The following is a 16,487-nucleotide window of genomic DNA, read 5'->3' on the forward strand; positions in this document are numbered from 1 at the left end:
TCTTGTTGTCCTCCTACTCTTTGGCCGGTTCCCGAAACGAGCCCTGCTTATGCCGCAAAATGTACAGCCCTTCGCCATCTTTCCATTCCGCATAAGCCACCTGTTTGATATCGCTGCAGCCCTGCCGCCGGAGCTGCCGGCGGAGCCAATCCTCCTGCTTGCCGATCAGCCGCAAGGTATCGAGGTTGATTTCTCCCTCTTCGACCAGCGCGTAAGAAAGACCGGGCTTCTCCGATTCCAAGCCGAGGTCCCCCCGTTTCACGGTCTCTTCTTCCGGCTTCTTCATCACGCTGAGCGTTCCGTTTGCTTCAAATATAGCATAAGCGACCTCGCCGATGAAGAATACGTCATGCTGCCTCAGCAGCATCCGGAGCTGGTCAAAGTCCAGGCTGTTTTTGCGCAGCTCCTTCAAATCGACTTCCCCGTCCCGGATCAGAATCGACGGTTTTCCGTCCAAATACCCGCGTGCCCGCTTGGCATGCTGCGTTATTTTCTCAAACAAATAGGACAAGCCTCCCCATAAAAACAAGGCGAACAACAGGTGCAAAAACTTCGCGTCCTCCTGGTAGACCGTATTCCCCACCAACTCGCTTAGCATCAACGAAGAAACGAAGTCAAACGGGGTGAGCTGGGAGATTTCCTTTTTGCCCAGCAGACGCGTCAGCAGCCATAATCCGATAAACCCGACCACCAGTTTTAATGCGATTTGTCCCAGTTCCATCGGCGATCCCCCCTGACCGGTAATGCCATCTATTTACCCATTTTTCCGGGCGGGTAAAAAAGGGGCCTCCGTTTTCTCCATGACGCTTGAAATTCGTCCCAATCCTATGCAATAGTGGAAGGTAGGAATATCGAAAGGGTGATATCTTTTGTCACTGTCGGACTGGTTATATTGGCTGCGGGATCTCAGCCCCGCCGCCATAACCGCATCTTTGGCGCTCGCTCTCTTTCTTGGCCTGTACGGGGTCTCGGCGCTTAGCTTCAGGCGCCGGGAGCAGGCTCGGCTGCGCCGGCTTGATGCGAGCCTGAAGCTCTATGCCGCCGCGGAAAGCGCTCTGATCCATCTGCATGCGCGGACGGAGCTTTCGCAGGCGGAGGAGCGGCTGCTGCTGGATCGGCTTCTCGCCTGCCGCGCCGCCCCCTACCTTTCGGAGGATGCGATGGCGCAAATCTCCACATACGCCGGGGAGCGGGACCTGGCCCGCCTTCCCCGGCTGCTTAAAACGCTGGAACGGGAGAACGACCGCATGTGTGCGGAGCGGGACAAGCTGCTGCGGCATACCGAAAGCCCGGGATGGGGGCAGGCGTTTTGGCGACAGGTCCGCCCGGGCGTTCCGTTTTTGTTCGCTGCGGCGCTGCTCTACCTGTTCAGTTGGCTGCTGCGAGCCTTGAACGGAGAAATCGCGGTCGGGAATGAAGGAGAGGCGGTCATTTCCGCATGGTCGCTGTTCGGATCCGCTCTGTTCTCCCTGGCGCTGCTGTATCCCGTGGTCATGGGAGGTAACCGTCCGGGCTCGGGGGCGGTATTGCACCGGTTATGGTCGGTTTTGATCTCCGCCCTGTTTTTGCTTCATCTTGTGAATCCGTCCTTTGCCCCTTTCGTCCTGACCCTTCAGTTGCTTCTGTTTCTGGCGGGGTTTCGCTTGACGGGCACCAAGCCGCGAAAATCCCGTCCGTTCGCCGGTCATTACCAGGCGCTGCCGGAAGGGCAGGCATCGCTATCAACCGAGACGGAACCGGAGACCGCGGCCAAAAGCCCGGCAGGGAACGATACGAAATAGACGAACTCGCCCCAATAGCAAAAGCCTCCTCCCACAACAAACGTGGGAGGAGGCTTTTTTCCATTCGGGTCCGAATCAGGATCTGCGCAATGACTTGGCCGCATGGCGGGGCGCCGGGGCCGATTTGCCCTGCCCCCCGCTCCCCAGCTCATACCGTTTGCGTTCGGTCCGCTCGACTTGAACGATTTGTCCTTCATGAACGACAATGTTCAGCGACCCGAATTCCATTTCATTGAGCAGTCCCGCGATGCGTTCCAGCCAAATCTGATCCACTTTTAACGGCTTCGCCATGATGCAGCCCTCCTATTCCCGATTAAGGTCCTGAACGTTTAAGCCAATGAATGGGGTTAGCCCTGATGCCGGCTTTTCCGCGTAAACCAGCTTTTGAGCAGCAGCGTAACGAGCGCCAGCAAAAGCAGCAGGGATGCTACGGCAAAGGACGCGGAAAACTGGTACTCGTTATACAAAATCTCCACGTGGAGGGGAAGCGTGTTGGTCTCGCCGCGAATATGTCCCGATACGACCGAAACCGCTCCAAACTCCCCCATCGCTCTGGCGTTGCACAATATAATGCCGTACAGGAGCCCCCATTTGATATTGGGCAGGGTGACTTTCCAGAAGATACGAAAGCCCCGGGCCCCCAGTGTAACGGCGGCCTCCTCTTCCTGCAGCCCCTGATCCTCCATCAGCGGAATCAGCTCCCGGGCCACAAACGGAAACGTCACGAACAGCGTGGCCAAAATAATCCCCGGCAGTGCGAAAATCACTTTTAAATCATGTTCCTGCAGCCATGGGCCAAACCAGCCGTGAGTCCCGTAAACGAGGACGTAAATGAGCCCTCCGATCACCGGGGACACGGCAAAGGGCAGATCGATCAACGTTACGAGCAACTGCTTCCCGCGAAAATGAAATTTGGTGATCGCCCAGGCCGCGGCCACCCCGAAGATCGTGTTCAGGGGAACGGTGATGACCGCCACCAACAGGGTTAGCCGCAAGGCGGAAAGAGCGGCAGGGTCGGTGATCGCCTCCATATAAACGCCGAAGCCCTTTTTCAAGGATTCGATCAACACCACGGCCAGCGGTAAAACGATCAGCCACAGCAGAACAAGGACAGCCAGCCCGATCAGGACCCATTTCATGGGGCCGGACGATCGGGTCACCGGGCTTCTTCCGGCGGACGCCTTCGTTGACGCGAGCGGTACGGAACCGGCCATGCGTTTAACCTCCTTTGTAGAGAAATCAATTAAAAGTGATGCACTAGTGCCCCATCAGACAACCTTGTTTTGTTTTTACATTGAATTTCTGCAGCATATCTGCAATTCCAGACCAACACCTTATCTTATTCGGCGGAGCCCGTTTTCCCTTTGAAAGCTAGGTTGGTGAATCGTGATAAGAGCCTTTTACGCACTGGCGTTGCATTAAACCTGACATGGTGCTGCCTATCCACAATCCCTCTTGCCGCCCACTATAATAGCGGCGTTTTGGGCACTAGCGATCGAGTATGAATTCCTGCAAAAGGTCAGGCTTTCCGGCTGGTACTAACGCCTGAGAGGAGTTTAACGGTTGTGTCAGCCGCTATTTAACGAAAAGTAGCCCTTTCGAAATTCTAACGGTCGTGAGCGCCGTTATTCTCCTGGATTCTCGCCTTAACAGCCTGTTTATGCGAAAATAAGCGCCGTGGCGACCGTTAGAATGGGAAATCGGCGTTTTCAGGACAAATAACGGCTGTGGCAACCGTTAACGTTAATTTTTGTCTTTCTTGCAAGGCTGCTCATGCGACGGCGGTCAGGGAAATGGGGCACGCCGGATCCAACTCGCCACACCGAGGCGACAAGTTTCAAAATAAGTAGCACCCTGTAAGGTTGCAATGCCAGTGCGTTTTGGGCCGTTATTTCGGCCCGGTTCGCTTTCGCGGGAAAAATAGCGGCCCAAAAGGGGCATATTGCTCTGGTGCGGGTCCCGAAATCAGGTTTCTGCCCGCTTTTCCCAAAAATAAGGCCCTAAAGGAACCCAAAAGGCCGCTATTGCAGCGACAGCGAGGGCTTTTCTCCCCATCCGTCCGCCGGCTTCATTCCTAGCGGGCGGTTTTACGCACCCTGCGTTGAAGGGTATTTATGAGCAGCATCAGTACAAACGAGATCAGCAGCAACAGCAGGGCTACGGCCGTAGCTCCCGCGTAATCGAACTGCTCCAGCTTGGACATGATCAAGAGCGGGGCGATTTCCGTCTTCATCGGCATGTTGCCGGATATAAAAACAACGGAGCCGTATTCGCCGATGCCGCGCGAAAAGGCAAGCGCAAATCCGGTCAGCAGGGGCGGCAGCAGCTCCGGCAGAACGACGGAGCGGAAGGTTCGCAGCCGGCTGGCGCCCAGCGTGGCCGCCGCTTCCTCCACCTCGGCATCGAGATCCTGCAGCACCGGTTGAACGGTTCGAACGACGAATGGTATGCCGATGAACATCAAGGCGAGCGTGATGCCGATCGGTGAAAAAGCCAGCCGGATTCCCAGCGGTTCGAACAGCGAGCCGATCCAGCCGTTCTGCGAATAGATCGCCGTAAGCGAGACCCCCGCTACCGCGGTAGGGAGAGCAAACGGCAGATCGATCATGGCGTCGAAAATCTTTTTTCCGGGAAAATCGTATCTGACCAAAACCCAGGCAAGCAGCAATCCCAGTACGGTGTCGATCAGTCCGGCCGCCGCGGCGGTCAGTAAACTGACCCTGTAAGATGCCAGCACGCGCGGATCGGTGGCCACCTCCCAAAATTTCCCCCAGGTCAGTCCCGTAGAGTTCAGCAGCAGTGCCGATAACGGAATGAGTACCACAAGACTCAGGTAGAGTACGCTGTAGCCCATCGAAAGTCCGAAGCCGGGCAGCACGCCGCGCTTGGTGGCGCCAGTTTGCATGAAATTTTCATCCTTTCTTCTCGCGTCCTCGGGTTTGACGTTCCCTTCCGGAACGCACCTCCGTCATCAACGGTCGGTTATTTGGCTAAGTATATTTGGGAGAAAATCCCCCCGTCACTGAAGTGCTTCTCTTGCGCCTCCGCCCAGCCTCCGAAGACTTCATCGATCGTGAATAGCTTGATCTCAGGAAACTGGTCGGCATATTTCGCCTTTACGCTGTCCAGCGTCGGGCGGTAATAGTTCTCCGCTGCGATCGTCTGCCCTTCCTCCGAATACAAGTACTTCAGGTAGGCCTCGGCCACCTCGCGCTTTCCGCGTTTGTCGACGTTTTTGTCCACGACCGCCACAGGCGGCTCCGCCAAAATACTTTCGGAAGGGTAAACGATATCGAATTTGTCGGGGCCGAGTTCTTTTACGGATAACCAGGCCTCATTCTCCCAGGCCAGCAGGACATCGCCGAGTCCCCGCTCGACGAAAGTCGTCGTTGAACCGCGTGCCCCGCTATCCAAAACCTTGACATGCTCATACAACTGCTTCACGAACTCCTGGGCTTTCGCCTCGTCGTTGTTGTTTTGATGCAGCGCATAGCCCCAAGCCGCCAAGTAGTTCCATCTTGCTCCGCCGGAAGTTTGCGGGTTCGGGGTGACGACCTCCACGCCCTCCTTGATCAGATCGTTCCAGTCCTGGATACCCTTCGGGTTTCCTTTGCGGACGAGGAACACGATCGTGGATGTATACGGCGCGCTGTTCTTGTCGTACTCCTTCTGCCAGCCTTCATCGATCAGGCCGCTCTTCTGAATGGCATCGATATCGTAGCCGAGGGCCAAAGTTACAACGTCGGCTTCAAGACCGTCGATCACCGCGCGGCTTTGCTTGCCGGACCCGCCATGAGACTGCTTGATTTCCACCTTCTGCCCCTTCTCTTTCTCCCAGTGGGCGGCAAAGGCTTTATTAAAGCTCTCATACAGCTCGCGGGTAGGGTCGTAGGATACGTTCAAGAGCTCCAAGGTCTCCCCCGCTCCACCGCTCGTTTTCTCCCCGGAATCCGAACCGCAGGCCCCGAGAAATACCGACATCGCCAACACCAAACTCAACAGAACACCCTTTGTCTTCGCCTTGCTCATCGGATCACTCCTCCCCTTTATTTCCGTCCTTCGTCTGCCGGGCAACCCCTCTTTTTCGGCAAAAAAAGCGGAGAAACGCTCCCGCCGTTTAGGTCCGACCGAGCCGCTACTCGTGTCTGCCTTGGCAAGTAGAGCGTTCCTCCGTCCGTACGGCGAGAACCATTTTTAATTATTCCTACCTGTTTAGTATGTTATGGTGCTATTTTAAATGCCCCGGGGTTCGGTTGTCAAACCTTTTTTTGAAGATCGCCCATACCATAATGTACTCAGAATGGGAATTTCTGTCCCTGTCCAAATGCGAAAAACCTGGGGCAATGCCCCAGGTTTTTTTCTTCGTCTGTGTTTATGCTCTTCCGTTTCCGTGCATTACGATCGAACCGGCTCGATGCAGGAAGGCTGCTTGATCTTCAGTTCCCGTCCTGTCGACTTCAGGCTCCCCGTATCCGAATTTCTGCGAAACAGGACCACGTTGTCCGAATATTGATTGGCCACCAGCGCATAGTTTTCCAGAATCGCGAAATTGCGCGGCCACTTGCCTCCGGTCTCCGTCCACTCCAGCGCCTCCAGCATTCCGGTGTCCGGATGGACCGCAAATTTGACGATGCTGTCATGGCCGCGGTTGGAGCCGTACAGATAGCGGCCGTCCGGAGAGAGGTGCACATCGGCGGGATAGTTCTCACCGCCAAACCCTTCAGGCAGCGTGGAAACATGCTGCAAAATCTGCAAATGCCCCTGAACCGGATTATACGCATAAACCGTGAGCGTATTGTTCAATTCATTGATGCCGTACGCGTGAACACCGTTCGGGTGAAACGCAAAATGGCGCGGACCGGAGCCCGGCGGCAGCTTGATCTCCCCTTCGGTGGAGAGCTTTCCGTTTTCCACGCGGTAATACACTACCTGATCGAGCCCCAGGTCGGATACATAAACATAATCGCCCGTGGCACTGGGTACCGCACTATGCGCATGCGCTGCTTCCTGCCGGTCCTGGCGGAATCCCTGGCCCACGTGCTGCACAAGCGCGGTCAACTCCCCCACGGCTCCGCGTTCATCCAGCGCATAACGGTTCACATGCCCGCTGGAATAATTGGCCGCGAGCAAGCCGCCGTCCGATGAGAGAGACAAGTGACAAGGGTCCGCCCCTTCCGTCGGCGCCGAATTCAATTGTTCCAGCCCGCCTTCCGTCCGGACGGCATAGCTGACCACGGCTCCCTGCGCCTGTTCGCTTACCGCGTACAGCCGCGTCCCTTCCGGATTCAATACGAGAAATGACGGATTCCGGATTCCCGAGGTGCTCTCAATCCACCGCAATTCTTCCGTCTCCGCGTTCAAGCCGGCAAGGTGAATCCCCGGCTCCGATTCAGCAGCATAAGACCCCAAATAAAAAAGCAGCTCAGTTTTCTTTGAGTTCCCAACATTCATGCTCTCTTTTCGCTCCTCTCTCGATTCGATCGCCGGCTTCCTCCGGGCTGCTCCGGTTCAAGAGCCGATGCACCTCGGATAACGCGATCCCGTTAAAATAGGACTCCAAGCAATCCTCGCCGCGGTTAAAAATAAGCTCCATCGCGGAATGAATATTGGAGGATACCTGACAGGGCGACTTTTCGTTGCCCGAACACCAGCCCGGCTGCAATGAGCCGCGTGCAAACAACCGGTATAAATCGCCAAGCGTAATCTCTTCCAGCGTCTTGTTCAGCTGGTAGCCGCCGCGAGCCCCCTCCTTGGTAGCCACGAGCCCTTGCTTGCGCAGCAAGCTCAGCACTTTCCGGACCCGTGCGGGGTGAGTGGATACACTGCAGGCAATCTGTTCGCTGTTGGCCATCTTGTCTTCCTTGGTGTAAAGAAACAGAAGGCAATGGACGGCGATGGTAAATTCGCTGTTCATATTTTTTCCCCCTCCCTAGGCAAATTTGAAACATGAACGGTGAATAAAGGGGCAGCGGATTTTTTGCACCGGCGGGAGTATGGTATAATGTTCTGGCTTAACTAGAACGGAAAGGAACTTCATATGATGAACATTTTCAGTTCTGCTTATATGCATTTGGTCTTAACGATCGGCGCCGCCCTGATGGCGGTCTCCGTCCTGATCATTCGCCTGAAGGCCAGCCGAAAACCCGTGACGGTCAAAAAGATCGTCATCCCGCCGCTCGGCATGACCACAGGCTTCGCTATGTTTGTCGCCCCGGAGATGCGCATCCCTCTTTCGTGGGCGTTCATCGCCTTCGCCGTAGGATGGTTTGTGTTCTCCTATCCGCTGAACCGGACGACCCGCTTTGAAGTCATCGGCGGCGAAGTGTATGCCCAGCGCTCTCCCGGATTCGCGTATATTCTTATTGGCCTGCTGGTGCTGCGCCTCGCCTTGCACGAAGTGGTCGAGCAGTATATTTCCGTATTGCAGACAGGCTCCGTCTTCTTCATTCTCGCTTACGGAATGATTCTGCGCTGGCGTTTATTCATGCTGAAGAAATACCGGGATATCACCGGAACTCCCCGGCAAGCTTAACTTCCCACGCTCAGCGCCTCGCCGATCTCCCGGGACCACCCTTTGACGATGCTGCGGTTTCTCCCCTCATCTTTTGCCTCGTAGAGGCATTGATCGGCTAAGTAAATCAGTTCGTCCTGATCGATGCCTTGAAACGGGGCAAGACAGTGACCGCCGATGCTGATCGTCACCCTCCCGCCCGCGGGTAATCCGGCATGACCGATCTCCAGCCGTTCCACAGCGTTCCTGATCCGCTCCGCCACGGCAAACGTCCCCTGGACATCGAGGCCGGATAGCAACACCGCGAATTCCTCGCCTCCGTACCTTGCGGCAAATCCAAAATAAGGCTTCACTTCCGCCGAAATCGTCCGGGCGATCTTCTTCAACACCTGGTCCCCGCCCAAATGTCCATAGTGGTCGTTATAGGCTTTGAAGCAGTCCACATCAAGGATGAGCAGCGAAAGCGGCGTCTGCCGCTCCTCGGGAAACACCAGCTCCCAGGAAATGATTTCGTCCAGTCTCCGGCGATTCGGAATCTCCGTCAAGCCGTCAAGGCTCGACAGCCGGAACAATTCCTCATTCGCTCTTTCCAGTTGCCTCCCGGATTCGAGCAATTGCTTATGCTGGTCCGAGAGACGGACGAACAGCCTGTTGACCTCGCTTACAACCGAGCAGAGGACGACCGTCGCCGAAATCACCGAATTGATCCGGGCCAAATACCATCCCAATGTGTACCGGGTTCCGGCGAATACGGTGAGAAGAATGTCGAGGAACAACGCCAGCAGGGCAATGGCAATCCAGAGGTGCAGTACGCTTCTTGTCCGAAAACGCAAAATCACCAGCACCAGAACAAGTAAATTCAGCCCTCCCAAAACAGGACCGATCCCCGAATCCACAATATGCCTGTAGCTTCCGAAATCGATAATGCGGGGCATCAAATCGGCTCCTTCGGTAGCGAGCTGGAACGACAGGCATACCGATAGCAATGTCAAAAACAGCCCTAGCGCCGTATAAAAGGAAATGTCCGTTTTCGACTCCAGCGGCTGCGGATATCGAACCCCTACAAATAAATATATCAAAATTCCGACCGGAAAGCCTCCATGCCAAAAAATCCATAGCCAGCCTGCCGATTGGTTATTCGCGCCAAGCATCCCCTCCTCCGAAAACACGCCGGGAAAGGTTAATATATGCAGTGCGGTAATTAATCCGGTAAATAGATAGGTGCAGGAAATGACGAGAAGGGACGGTACGCCGGAGGCCCGAAATTGGCTGAATAGAATGAACGCGGTCAGCAGATCCCCGAAGATGAACCAGGAAATCAGGATCGGCAAAAAGGGTTCGAAAGAAGGAAGGATCATCGTACCGAACGGAAGAGCTGTCAAGGACATCACGGAAATCAAAGATGCCAGCAGCAGGGCAAGCCTCCGCTGATTTCGGTTGGAGGGAATGTCCGTTATCTGGGATCCCACTTTAAAATCGCTATGCATGGGAAGACCCCCTCCTCTAGATGCAAGTTCTTTGTTGTCTATAATAGTTCCAAGATAGTAGATTTTGTGAACACTTGCAATCTTTTTTCTCCAAATCGCCGCAAACGGGTCAAAATAACCGAAACAGGCTGTCCGCGCGGGATTAATCAACGCGCGAACAGCCCTGCATATTTTGGGTCTACCCTGTTACATTTGCCTCCGCCGGCCGAAGAATCGAGGAGCCAATGGCAAGCAGGATCAGGGCCATCAGGCCTAAAATCAGGAGCGGTAATGTGATGGTGCCCAGCCCCCCTCCCGCCGAAAGTTTCTCCACCGCCTCGATGGCCCATTTTTGCGGCACGAAATTCGCGGCTTTTTGCATGAATTCCGGCATATAGGAGATCGGCCAAAAACATCCCCCGAGCATGCAGGTCGGCGTGATGATCAGGCTGTTCAGCATCCCGACATTTTGCGGATTCCGCATTATTCCCGCCACCGCGCTGGCAATGCCCATCGCTACGAGCATAAAGGCGGCCAGCACGATGAAATGAAGCAGCATAGGCACATCATAATCATATTTCAGCACATAGCCGCTGAAGATCAAAACAAGGGCAATTTGCGAAATACCGACGGTGAAACTGCCCAGAAAATGACCCAGTGTGATTTCCCAGGCTCTGACCGGTGCGCTGTACATCCTGGCCATGGTCCGGCGGCGGCGTTCCTCCAGGATCTTGCCGACGGTGCTGCCGACCAGACTCATCAGAAACATCAGCGTAAAGCCGGTGACCACATTCAAACCGGGCTTGGGATACAACTGCAGGTCGGTCTTGTCGGGACTGACGGCATGTTTTCTCGTCTGGTCCAAAACGGCTCCAAAGACGTCCGGTTGTGACGCAGACACCAGTCCGGCCATGGCCGCCGCTCCCCGCGCCAGTTCCTCCAAAGTCAACCGGAGCGTGTATGTCCCCTCGCTCATTTTTAATTCATACATGGGCAATTTCGGTTTCTGCCCGGCCAAAAGGAGATCCGTAAAGCCGGATGGGATCATAAAGCCCGCCTCCGCCCGATTTTCGGTAACCTCTTCCCGCAAAGCATCTTCGCTCCCCACTTCCTTCAGCGAATAATTTGGCTTCGCGGCCAACTCCTCCAGCAAATACGCTCCGGCTTTACCGGTGTCTTGATTCACATATACGATTTGAACGCCGAGGGGCCGCTCTTGTCCGAGCAAGGCAACAGCCAGGGAAATAACGATGCAGGGCAGAAGGATATGCATGATCATTCCCTTTTTGGTCCCGACGGTCTGCCTGATCATATTCCAGGCTATGGTCAAACTATTCATGGTAACCCGCCTTCCGGTACGTAATTATGCCGATCAGCATCAGGACGCCGCCGAAGATGCCGAGCATCAGGATATGATGCCCTATAATCGCCGGGTCGGCTCCCAGCATAATACGGAGCAAACCCTGCATCGCCCAATGGTTGACCGTAAAGTCTTCGAGCCTTTGAATCAGATCCACCGGAATCGGCTGAAAACCCCCGCTCAAAAACGTCATCAGAATCGCGACCACTTGGACCAGCGTCCTGGCGGTCGCCCCCGACTTGCTCCAAAGAGATACGATCACAGCGAGCATCATGGAGCAAAGAATAACCAATCCGCAAATCGCCGCCAGATAGAACGGATGATTTCCCCACTCCACACCGTAGAGCCAGGAGGTACCGAGGATAATCACCGTCGCTTGAAGCGAGGTAACCAATCCGTTCCCGATGATTTTTCCTGCAAAAATCGGCAGCCCGCCGATCGGCATGGAGCCCAAACGGTACAACGTCCGATTGTCGATTTCGCTTCGCAAGCTTTCGTTGACCATGAGCCCGGAGTAAAGAAGAAACATGATCAGCATCGAGACGGCGTAATATTGAAAGGCGGAATAGGACTCCCCTTGTTCACTGAGCGGCGCCATCTCCACAAACGTTGGGTCCCCGGCCTGTTGAACCTGCCTCATCGCCGCCGTTACAGCTTCGGGTCCAAGCACGATCGCCGAAGCTTGCGTTCGGTTCACTTCATCCAGATAAGCGTCAAAAATCATTTCCGCGACATGATTCTTCAGTTGATCCTTCCCCAAAATATACTCCCATTTCGCCGCTTCCCCCCGGGTGACCTTCGCTTCAAAATCCCCCGGAATCACAACGGCAAAATCGCTATTCCCCGAACGAAGCGACGCTTCCGCCTCGGCGCGGTTCGCCGCTTTGTCGATACGCAAAGTTTCCTTGATTTCCGGATTGACCAGAAAGGCGTCCAGCCCCAAATCCGTGCCTCCTTCGGCCGCGGACCTCACCAGCTTGACGTTGACCTGCTCCAGGGTTTTATCCGATCCCGAATCGAACATCGGCGACAGGGCATTTCCCAAAATGAAGATCAGCAGCAAGGGAAGAAGAAACAAATTGAACAGCACAACCCTGGCGCGAATCAGTTTTCGAACTTCAAACGCGATTATCGTTAGTAATTTCATGCTAGTTGCCCCCTAGTCCCGCAGCTTGCGCCCGGTCAGGTTCAGGAACAGCGTCTCCAGCGTCGGTTGTTCGCAAACCACGGAATGAATCACGGCGTCATGCTTGGCGCAGATGTACAAAATATCCTGAAGATCGTTCTGCGATGAAAAAGTGTACAGTTCCAGTTCCTGCTCCTGGTGGAGCACACGCGTGATTCTGGGGTGCAACCGCAGTTCCGCAAGGACTTCTTCGCCGATGCCGGTCGCTTTCATCCTGATCTTCTCCTCGCCGGAGACGCGTTCTCTCAGCTCATTCTGCGTCCCGCAAGCAATCACATGCCCCTGATCCACAATGGCTACCCGGTCGCAAATCGCCGAGACCTCCTCCATGTAATGGCTCGTGTAAATGACGGTCGAGCCCATCCGGTTCAGTTCCCTGACCGAATCCAAAATATGATTTCGCGACTGCGGGTCAATCCCCACGGTCGGCTCATCCATAATAATCAGCTTGGGGCGGTGCATGATCGCGCAAGCGATATTAAGCCGCCGCTTCATGCCGCCGGAAAATGTCTTCGGCAGCTCCCTGGCCCGGTCTTCCAGACCGACGAAGGCCAGCGCCTCCGATATCCGCGCCTTTAACTCCCGGCCGCGCAGACCGTACAATCTGCCGAAGAAAGCTACGTTGTCGGCGGCGGGCATCGACTCGTAAAGCGCCAAATCTTGCGGCACCAGTCCGATTCTCCGTTTCACCTCAAGCGGTTTCTCCTTGACCGAGAAACCGTCGATACGGATATCCCCCTGATCCATCCGCAGCAAACCGACCATCATATTGATGGTTGTGCTTTTTCCCGCGCCGTTCGGACCCAGAAGCCCGAAAATCTCTCCCTCCTCGATCGTTAAGCTTAGATGGTCTACGGACAGCTTATCTCCATAACGCTTAATAGCGTCTTTCACCTCAACCAATGCCATGCGGCTCCCCTACCTTCCTGTGTCGTTGCCGTTTCTTGAGTATTATTCTATCAGCCCCCCTTTCCCCGCGAAGGTACGGATCGTCATGACCTGAGGGTGACGAAAGTCACCTCCTCATCAGATTCATGCCGGCCCGCCTCTCCTCAAAAACGGCTGTGCTATAATGAAGCCAGCGAAATCCGCAGGAATCCCGAAAGATAGGAATGGAACCGCATGCCAAAAAACTCCCTGTTCATCTTCATCCTCGGCTTCACCTTGATTCCTTGCTTCTTTCATATTTACTTGCTGCCCGAGGAAGGGGGCTACGGCAAGTACTTGCTGCAGGTTCTCATCTTGCTTAACCTGTTTGTGGCCTCCCGGTTTACCTCCCGGGTAACTCCGCTGACGGGGCTTTCCACCCTGCTGATTCTGTATGCGTCGTGGTTGGGTCATGTTTATGGCGGTATTATAAGCCTTGTCGCCGCTAGCCCGGTACTGCTGTACTTCCAATTGCCTCGCGCCGGATGGCGATATACGCTGGCGGGCTTGCACCTGCTGGCCTACAACTACGCCGTGAGAGGCCAATCCCTGGAATGGGCCGTGACGGGTAATTTGCTTCTGCTCGCCATGGCCGTTCTTCTGTCCCTCCTGCGGCACTCCGCCCTGACTAAGCAGCATGCCGATCTTCAATTTGATGATTTGCGAAAAAAACACTATGAACTGGACGAAGCGAGAAAACGCCTACTGCTCTTCACCAAGCAGGTCGAAGGAGCCGCGCAGACCGAGGAGCGCAACAGAATTTCCCGGGAGCTGCATGATGAGGTCGGTCATCGCCTGATCCGGGCCAAGATGATGATGGAAGCCGCCCTGCAGGTCATTCCCGGCAATCCGGAGAAAGGGATGAGCCTGCTGCTGCAAATCCGCGACCAGTTGGCCTCCGGACTCGATGAGATGAGAGCCGCGGTCCGCCGGATCAGGCCCGCCGGGGAAGCCGCAGGAATCCTTTCCTTGCGCCAAATGCTGGAGGAGATCGGCAGAGAAACCGGAGTCCGGACCCGGCTAACTCTGGAAGGAGATCCTTACTCCTTATATCCCAGCCAAGAGCTGATCCTGTACAAAAACGCCCGGGAGGCCATCACCAATGCGCTGAAACATGGACGGCCCGAAACGGTCGAAATCGTAATCACCTATGATGCCCGCGAAATCACCATGACAGTAAGCAACGACGGCGCCCTTCCCGGACGGATTCCGCCGCAATCCGGCGGCCTGGGCATGCGGGGGATGAAAGAGCGCTGCGCCTTGGCGGGCGGCAGTCTGGACATCGTTTTAGAACCGATGTTCACGGTAATTACGAAACTGCCGGTGGCGCAGCGGGCGGAAATGGTTTAGGGCACGGTACATATAGACACCGAAGAGAAGTTATCGTAAAAGGGGAGGACCGATATGGCCAACTTAACTTTATTCATTGTGGACGACGATCCTTTTATCCGGGAAAGCTTGACCCTGCTCATCGGCATGGATCCGGACATCGAAGTGATCGGTTCGGCGGGGAACGGAGCCGAAGCCGTCGAGCGGCTACGGAACGGCGGAACGGTTCCGGACGTGGTTTTGATGGATATCCGCATGCCGGAATGCAATGGAGTCGAAGGAACGAAAAGAATCAAGGCGCTCTTCCCGGACGTCGCGGTACTCATGCTGACGACCTTTGATGATGATGAATTCATTCTGGAGGCGCTTCGCAACGGAGCTAGCGGCTATCTGCTCAAAAACATTCCGCCCGACCGGATCATTCAGGGCATCAAAACCGTTCATGGCGGGAACATGCTGATCCATCCGGAAATCGCCAGGAAGCTCACCGGCCTGCTGCGCCCCACTCCCGCACCTCCCGCCGACGACAGGCTCCAACGTGCCGGTTTAACGGCGACCGAGCACAATGTGCTCCGCCTGATCGCCGACGGCCTGTCCAACAAGGAAATCGCCGGCCAGCTGTTTCTGAGCGAGGGAACGGTTAAAAATTATGTGACCGACATTCTCGGCAAGCTCGAAGTCCGGGATCGCACCCAGCTTGCAATCCTGTACTGGAAGGGCCGCAGCGGGGCTTAGCTGGCTACACCGCCCAGCCGAATCTCGGCCTACTAGGGCCGGATGAACAACGTGCCGCGCGCTGGCTCTAATGGACATCATAGACGCTATTTCGCGGGGATCCGCACTTTCGGAATTCTAACGGAAATATTAGCGCCTATTTGTCCAATTTCCCGCCGAAATGACCTCATTTTACTGAAATAGCGGCTGCTGCGTCCGTTAGAATCTGAAATCCCCCTTCATGGGCGAAATAGCGGCTATGGCTTCCGTTAGAAATTTTCGGCTCAGGCCTAAGCCGGGGCCTACCTTATTCACCTGCCCGGTTGGCTTCCAAAGGAGGCTAGCCGCCGGAAGCGCCCCTCTGCCCTGATCATGGCGGAAGCGGGCAGCCAGCGGACTCAAAAACGCAAAAGCCGCTCCCCCAAATCCGCGGGAGGCGGCTTTTATCGCATGCTATATCAGGTTGGAACGTAATTACCGGTCCACTTTCACGGCATTGGTGTTGATCAGCTGCGGGAGCATCTTCATCCCTTTCGCCATTTCCGAGGAGCACAACGGACATACCGGAACATAATTAAACGCAAAGTTATCCCTCATCCATCCGTTGCAATCCTCACTCACGCAAGACCATACCGGTGTGTTCTCCTCAGGAATTTCTTCAATCGTTTTTTTACGGTAGTTCATGGTTACCTCCTAGATATTAGTTTGGCTTCAGCGAGATCCCGGAACTTTTAAACTATATGCCGTTTGGGGAAAAATAAAAACTGCTCTTAACGCACGCGTTAAGAGCAGCCCATGCCTGCATTACAGTTTTACGACATTCTCGGCTTGCGGTCCGCGGTTGCCTTGAACAACGTTAAATTGTACACGTTGGCCTTCGTCAAGCGTTTTGAAGCCTTCGCCTGTGATCGCGCTGAAATGAACGAAAACATCGTTTCCGCCTTCAACTTCGATAAAGCCGAAGCCTTTTTCTGCGTTGAACCATTTTACTGTTCCAGTTTCCATGGTAAATTACCTCCTGTTTAAAGATTAACATGCTCCTTTTTTACATAAAAAAATTCACATATTGAAAAAAGTTCATTTTAAAAATTGACACCCTTTTCAATACGTGAATATCACTTCTTAAAACTTCAATTGATTTTATTATACTCTCACCCGAACCAAAAAGCAAATCAAAAAGAAAGCCTTTACCTAAACTGGACATAAACCGGGC

General features: G+C 54.7%; 17 protein-coding genes. 4 read left to right on the top strand and 13 right to left on the bottom strand.

What is annotated here, in order from left to right:
- Positions 1-13: 13 nt before the first annotated feature.
- Complete coding sequence (locus V4U84_RS15235) at positions 14-721, bottom strand: DUF421 domain-containing protein (RefSeq protein WP_334074837.1); 708 nt, start codon at positions 719-721, stop codon at positions 14-16.
- Positions 722-869: 148 nt separating this feature from the next.
- Here V4U84_RS15235 and V4U84_RS15240 point away from each other — a divergent pair, with 148 nt between their 5' ends.
- Complete coding sequence (locus V4U84_RS15240; protein ID WP_334077470.1) at positions 870-1,781, top strand: hypothetical protein; 912 nt, start codon at positions 870-872, stop codon at positions 1,779-1,781.
- Between the two features lie 75 nt (positions 1,782-1,856).
- Here the strand turns inward: V4U84_RS15240 and V4U84_RS15245 are convergent, their stop codons facing one another.
- The 6 genes from V4U84_RS15245 to V4U84_RS15270 all read right to left on the bottom strand — a co-directional run bounded on the left by V4U84_RS15245 (position 1,857) and on the right by V4U84_RS15270 (position 7,695).
- The gene (locus V4U84_RS15245; RefSeq protein WP_334074839.1) at positions 1,857-2,072 is read right to left on the bottom strand and encodes a YezD family protein; all 216 of its coding nucleotides are present in this window, start codon (positions 2,070-2,072) and stop codon (positions 1,857-1,859) included.
- A gap of 56 nt (positions 2,073-2,128) precedes the next feature.
- Complete coding sequence (cysW, locus tag V4U84_RS15250; RefSeq protein WP_334074840.1) at positions 2,129-2,995, bottom strand: sulfate ABC transporter permease subunit CysW; 867 nt, start codon at positions 2,993-2,995, stop codon at positions 2,129-2,131.
- 860 nt (positions 2,996-3,855) lie between these two features.
- Positions 3,856-4,686: a sulfate ABC transporter permease subunit CysT gene (gene cysT, locus V4U84_RS15255; RefSeq protein WP_334074841.1), complete on the bottom strand. Its 831-nt coding sequence runs from the start codon at positions 4,684-4,686 to the stop codon at positions 3,856-3,858.
- A 77-nt stretch (positions 4,687-4,763) separates the two neighbouring features.
- Positions 4,764-5,810, bottom strand: coding sequence for a sulfate ABC transporter substrate-binding protein (locus tag V4U84_RS15260; RefSeq protein ID WP_334074842.1), 1,047 nt, complete (start codon positions 5,808-5,810; stop codon positions 4,764-4,766).
- A 366-nt stretch (positions 5,811-6,176) separates the two neighbouring features.
- On the bottom strand, positions 6,177-7,232 hold the full coding sequence (locus tag V4U84_RS15265; protein WP_334074843.1) for a lactonase family protein: 1,056 nt from the start codon (positions 7,230-7,232) through the stop codon (positions 6,177-6,179).
- Positions 7,204-7,695, bottom strand: coding sequence for an Rrf2 family transcriptional regulator (locus tag V4U84_RS15270; RefSeq protein ID WP_334074844.1), 492 nt, complete (start codon positions 7,693-7,695; stop codon positions 7,204-7,206). The genes V4U84_RS15265 and V4U84_RS15270 overlap by 29 nt, the downstream gene beginning before the upstream one ends.
- A 126-nt stretch (positions 7,696-7,821) precedes the next feature.
- Here V4U84_RS15270 and V4U84_RS15275 point away from each other — a divergent pair, with 126 nt between their 5' ends.
- Entirely contained in the window at positions 7,822-8,313 is a 492-nt protein-coding gene (locus V4U84_RS15275) for a CcdC family protein (protein WP_334074926.1), read from the top strand.
- On the opposite strand, the gene V4U84_RS15280 is transcribed toward V4U84_RS15275, so the two are convergent.
- The 4 genes from V4U84_RS15280 to V4U84_RS15295 form a co-directional block, all read right to left on the bottom strand.
- A complete protein-coding gene (locus V4U84_RS15280) occupies positions 8,310-9,779 on the bottom strand; it encodes a sensor domain-containing diguanylate cyclase (RefSeq protein ID WP_334074845.1) in 1,470 nt (489 codons plus the stop codon). The two genes, V4U84_RS15275 and V4U84_RS15280, sit on opposite strands and share 4 nt — an antisense overlap.
- Positions 9,780-9,957: 178 nt before the next feature.
- Positions 9,958-11,097 (bottom strand): ABC transporter permease, encoded by a 1,140-nt coding sequence (locus V4U84_RS15285; RefSeq protein WP_334077471.1) that lies wholly within the window; start codon positions 11,095-11,097, stop codon positions 9,958-9,960.
- The gene (locus tag V4U84_RS15290; protein ID WP_334077472.1) at positions 11,090-12,265 is read right to left on the bottom strand and encodes an ABC transporter permease; all 1,176 of its coding nucleotides are present in this window, start codon (positions 12,263-12,265) and stop codon (positions 11,090-11,092) included. The genes V4U84_RS15285 and V4U84_RS15290 overlap by 8 nt, the downstream gene beginning before the upstream one ends.
- Before the next feature lie 12 nt (positions 12,266-12,277).
- Positions 12,278-13,213, bottom strand: coding sequence for an ABC transporter ATP-binding protein (locus V4U84_RS15295; protein WP_334077473.1), 936 nt, complete (start codon positions 13,211-13,213; stop codon positions 12,278-12,280).
- A gap of 213 nt (positions 13,214-13,426) precedes the next feature.
- Between V4U84_RS15295 and V4U84_RS15300 the strand changes: the two genes are divergently transcribed.
- Positions 13,427-14,581: a sensor histidine kinase gene (locus V4U84_RS15300; RefSeq protein WP_334074849.1), complete on the top strand. Its 1,155-nt coding sequence runs from the start codon at positions 13,427-13,429 to the stop codon at positions 14,579-14,581.
- 54 nt (positions 14,582-14,635) lie between these two features.
- Entirely contained in the window at positions 14,636-15,295 is a 660-nt protein-coding gene (locus V4U84_RS15305; RefSeq protein ID WP_334074850.1) for a response regulator transcription factor, read from the top strand.
- Positions 15,296-15,748: 453 nt separating this feature from the next.
- Here V4U84_RS15305 and V4U84_RS15310 read toward each other — a convergent pair whose 3' ends face one another.
- Both V4U84_RS15310 and V4U84_RS15315 read right to left on the bottom strand, forming a co-directional pair.
- Positions 15,749-15,958, bottom strand: coding sequence for a cold-shock protein (locus V4U84_RS15310; RefSeq protein WP_334074851.1), 210 nt, complete (start codon positions 15,956-15,958; stop codon positions 15,749-15,751).
- A 120-nt stretch (positions 15,959-16,078) separates the two neighbouring features.
- A complete protein-coding gene (locus tag V4U84_RS15315) occupies positions 16,079-16,279 on the bottom strand; it encodes a cold-shock protein (RefSeq protein ID WP_009223993.1) in 201 nt (66 codons plus the stop codon).
- Positions 16,280-16,487: the final 208 nt, after the last annotated feature.

Source organism: Paenibacillus sanfengchensis (assembly GCF_036864765.1).
In the GTDB taxonomy this organism is placed as follows: domain Bacteria; phylum Bacillota; class Bacilli; order Paenibacillales; family Paenibacillaceae; genus Fontibacillus; species Fontibacillus sanfengchensis.

Excerpts from the sequence above, each read along its gene's own strand:
- V4U84_RS15295 (WP_334077473.1), bottom strand. The coding sequence starts at position 13,213 with ATGGCATTGGTTGAGGTGAAAGACGCTATTAAGCGTTATGGAGATAAG.
- V4U84_RS15245 (WP_334074839.1), bottom strand. The coding sequence starts at position 2,072 with ATGGCGAAGCCGTTAAAAGTGGATCAGATTTGGCTGGAACGCATCGCG.
- V4U84_RS15285 (WP_334077471.1), bottom strand. The coding sequence starts at position 11,097 with ATGAATAGTTTGACCATAGCCTGGAATATGATCAGGCAGACCGTCGGG.
- V4U84_RS15235 (WP_334074837.1), bottom strand. The coding sequence starts at position 721 with ATGGAACTGGGACAAATCGCATTAAAACTGGTGGTCGGGTTTATCGGA.
- cysT (WP_334074841.1), bottom strand. The coding sequence starts at position 4,686 with ATGCAAACTGGCGCCACCAAGCGCGGCGTGCTGCCCGGCTTCGGACTT.
- V4U84_RS15310 (WP_334074851.1), bottom strand. The coding sequence starts at position 15,958 with ATGAACTACCGTAAAAAAACGATTGAAGAAATTCCTGAGGAGAACACA.
- V4U84_RS15300 (WP_334074849.1), top strand. The coding sequence starts at position 13,427 with ATGCCAAAAAACTCCCTGTTCATCTTCATCCTCGGCTTCACCTTGATT.
- V4U84_RS15265 (WP_334074843.1), bottom strand. The coding sequence starts at position 7,232 with ATGAATGTTGGGAACTCAAAGAAAACTGAGCTGCTTTTTTATTTGGGG.
- V4U84_RS15290 (WP_334077472.1), bottom strand. The coding sequence starts at position 12,265 with ATGAAATTACTAACGATAATCGCGTTTGAAGTTCGAAAACTGATTCGC.
- V4U84_RS15315 (WP_009223993.1), bottom strand. The coding sequence starts at position 16,279 with ATGGAAACTGGAACAGTAAAATGGTTCAACGCAGAAAAAGGCTTCGGC.
- V4U84_RS15305 (WP_334074850.1), top strand. The coding sequence starts at position 14,636 with ATGGCCAACTTAACTTTATTCATTGTGGACGACGATCCTTTTATCCGG.
- V4U84_RS15280 (WP_334074845.1), bottom strand. The coding sequence starts at position 9,779 with ATGCATAGCGATTTTAAAGTGGGATCCCAGATAACGGACATTCCCTCC.
- V4U84_RS15275 (WP_334074926.1), top strand. The coding sequence starts at position 7,822 with ATGAACATTTTCAGTTCTGCTTATATGCATTTGGTCTTAACGATCGGC.
- cysW (WP_334074840.1), bottom strand. The coding sequence starts at position 2,995 with ATGGCCGGTTCCGTACCGCTCGCGTCAACGAAGGCGTCCGCCGGAAGA.
- V4U84_RS15260 (WP_334074842.1), bottom strand. The coding sequence starts at position 5,810 with ATGAGCAAGGCGAAGACAAAGGGTGTTCTGTTGAGTTTGGTGTTGGCG.
- V4U84_RS15270 (WP_334074844.1), bottom strand. The coding sequence starts at position 7,695 with ATGAACAGCGAATTTACCATCGCCGTCCATTGCCTTCTGTTTCTTTAC.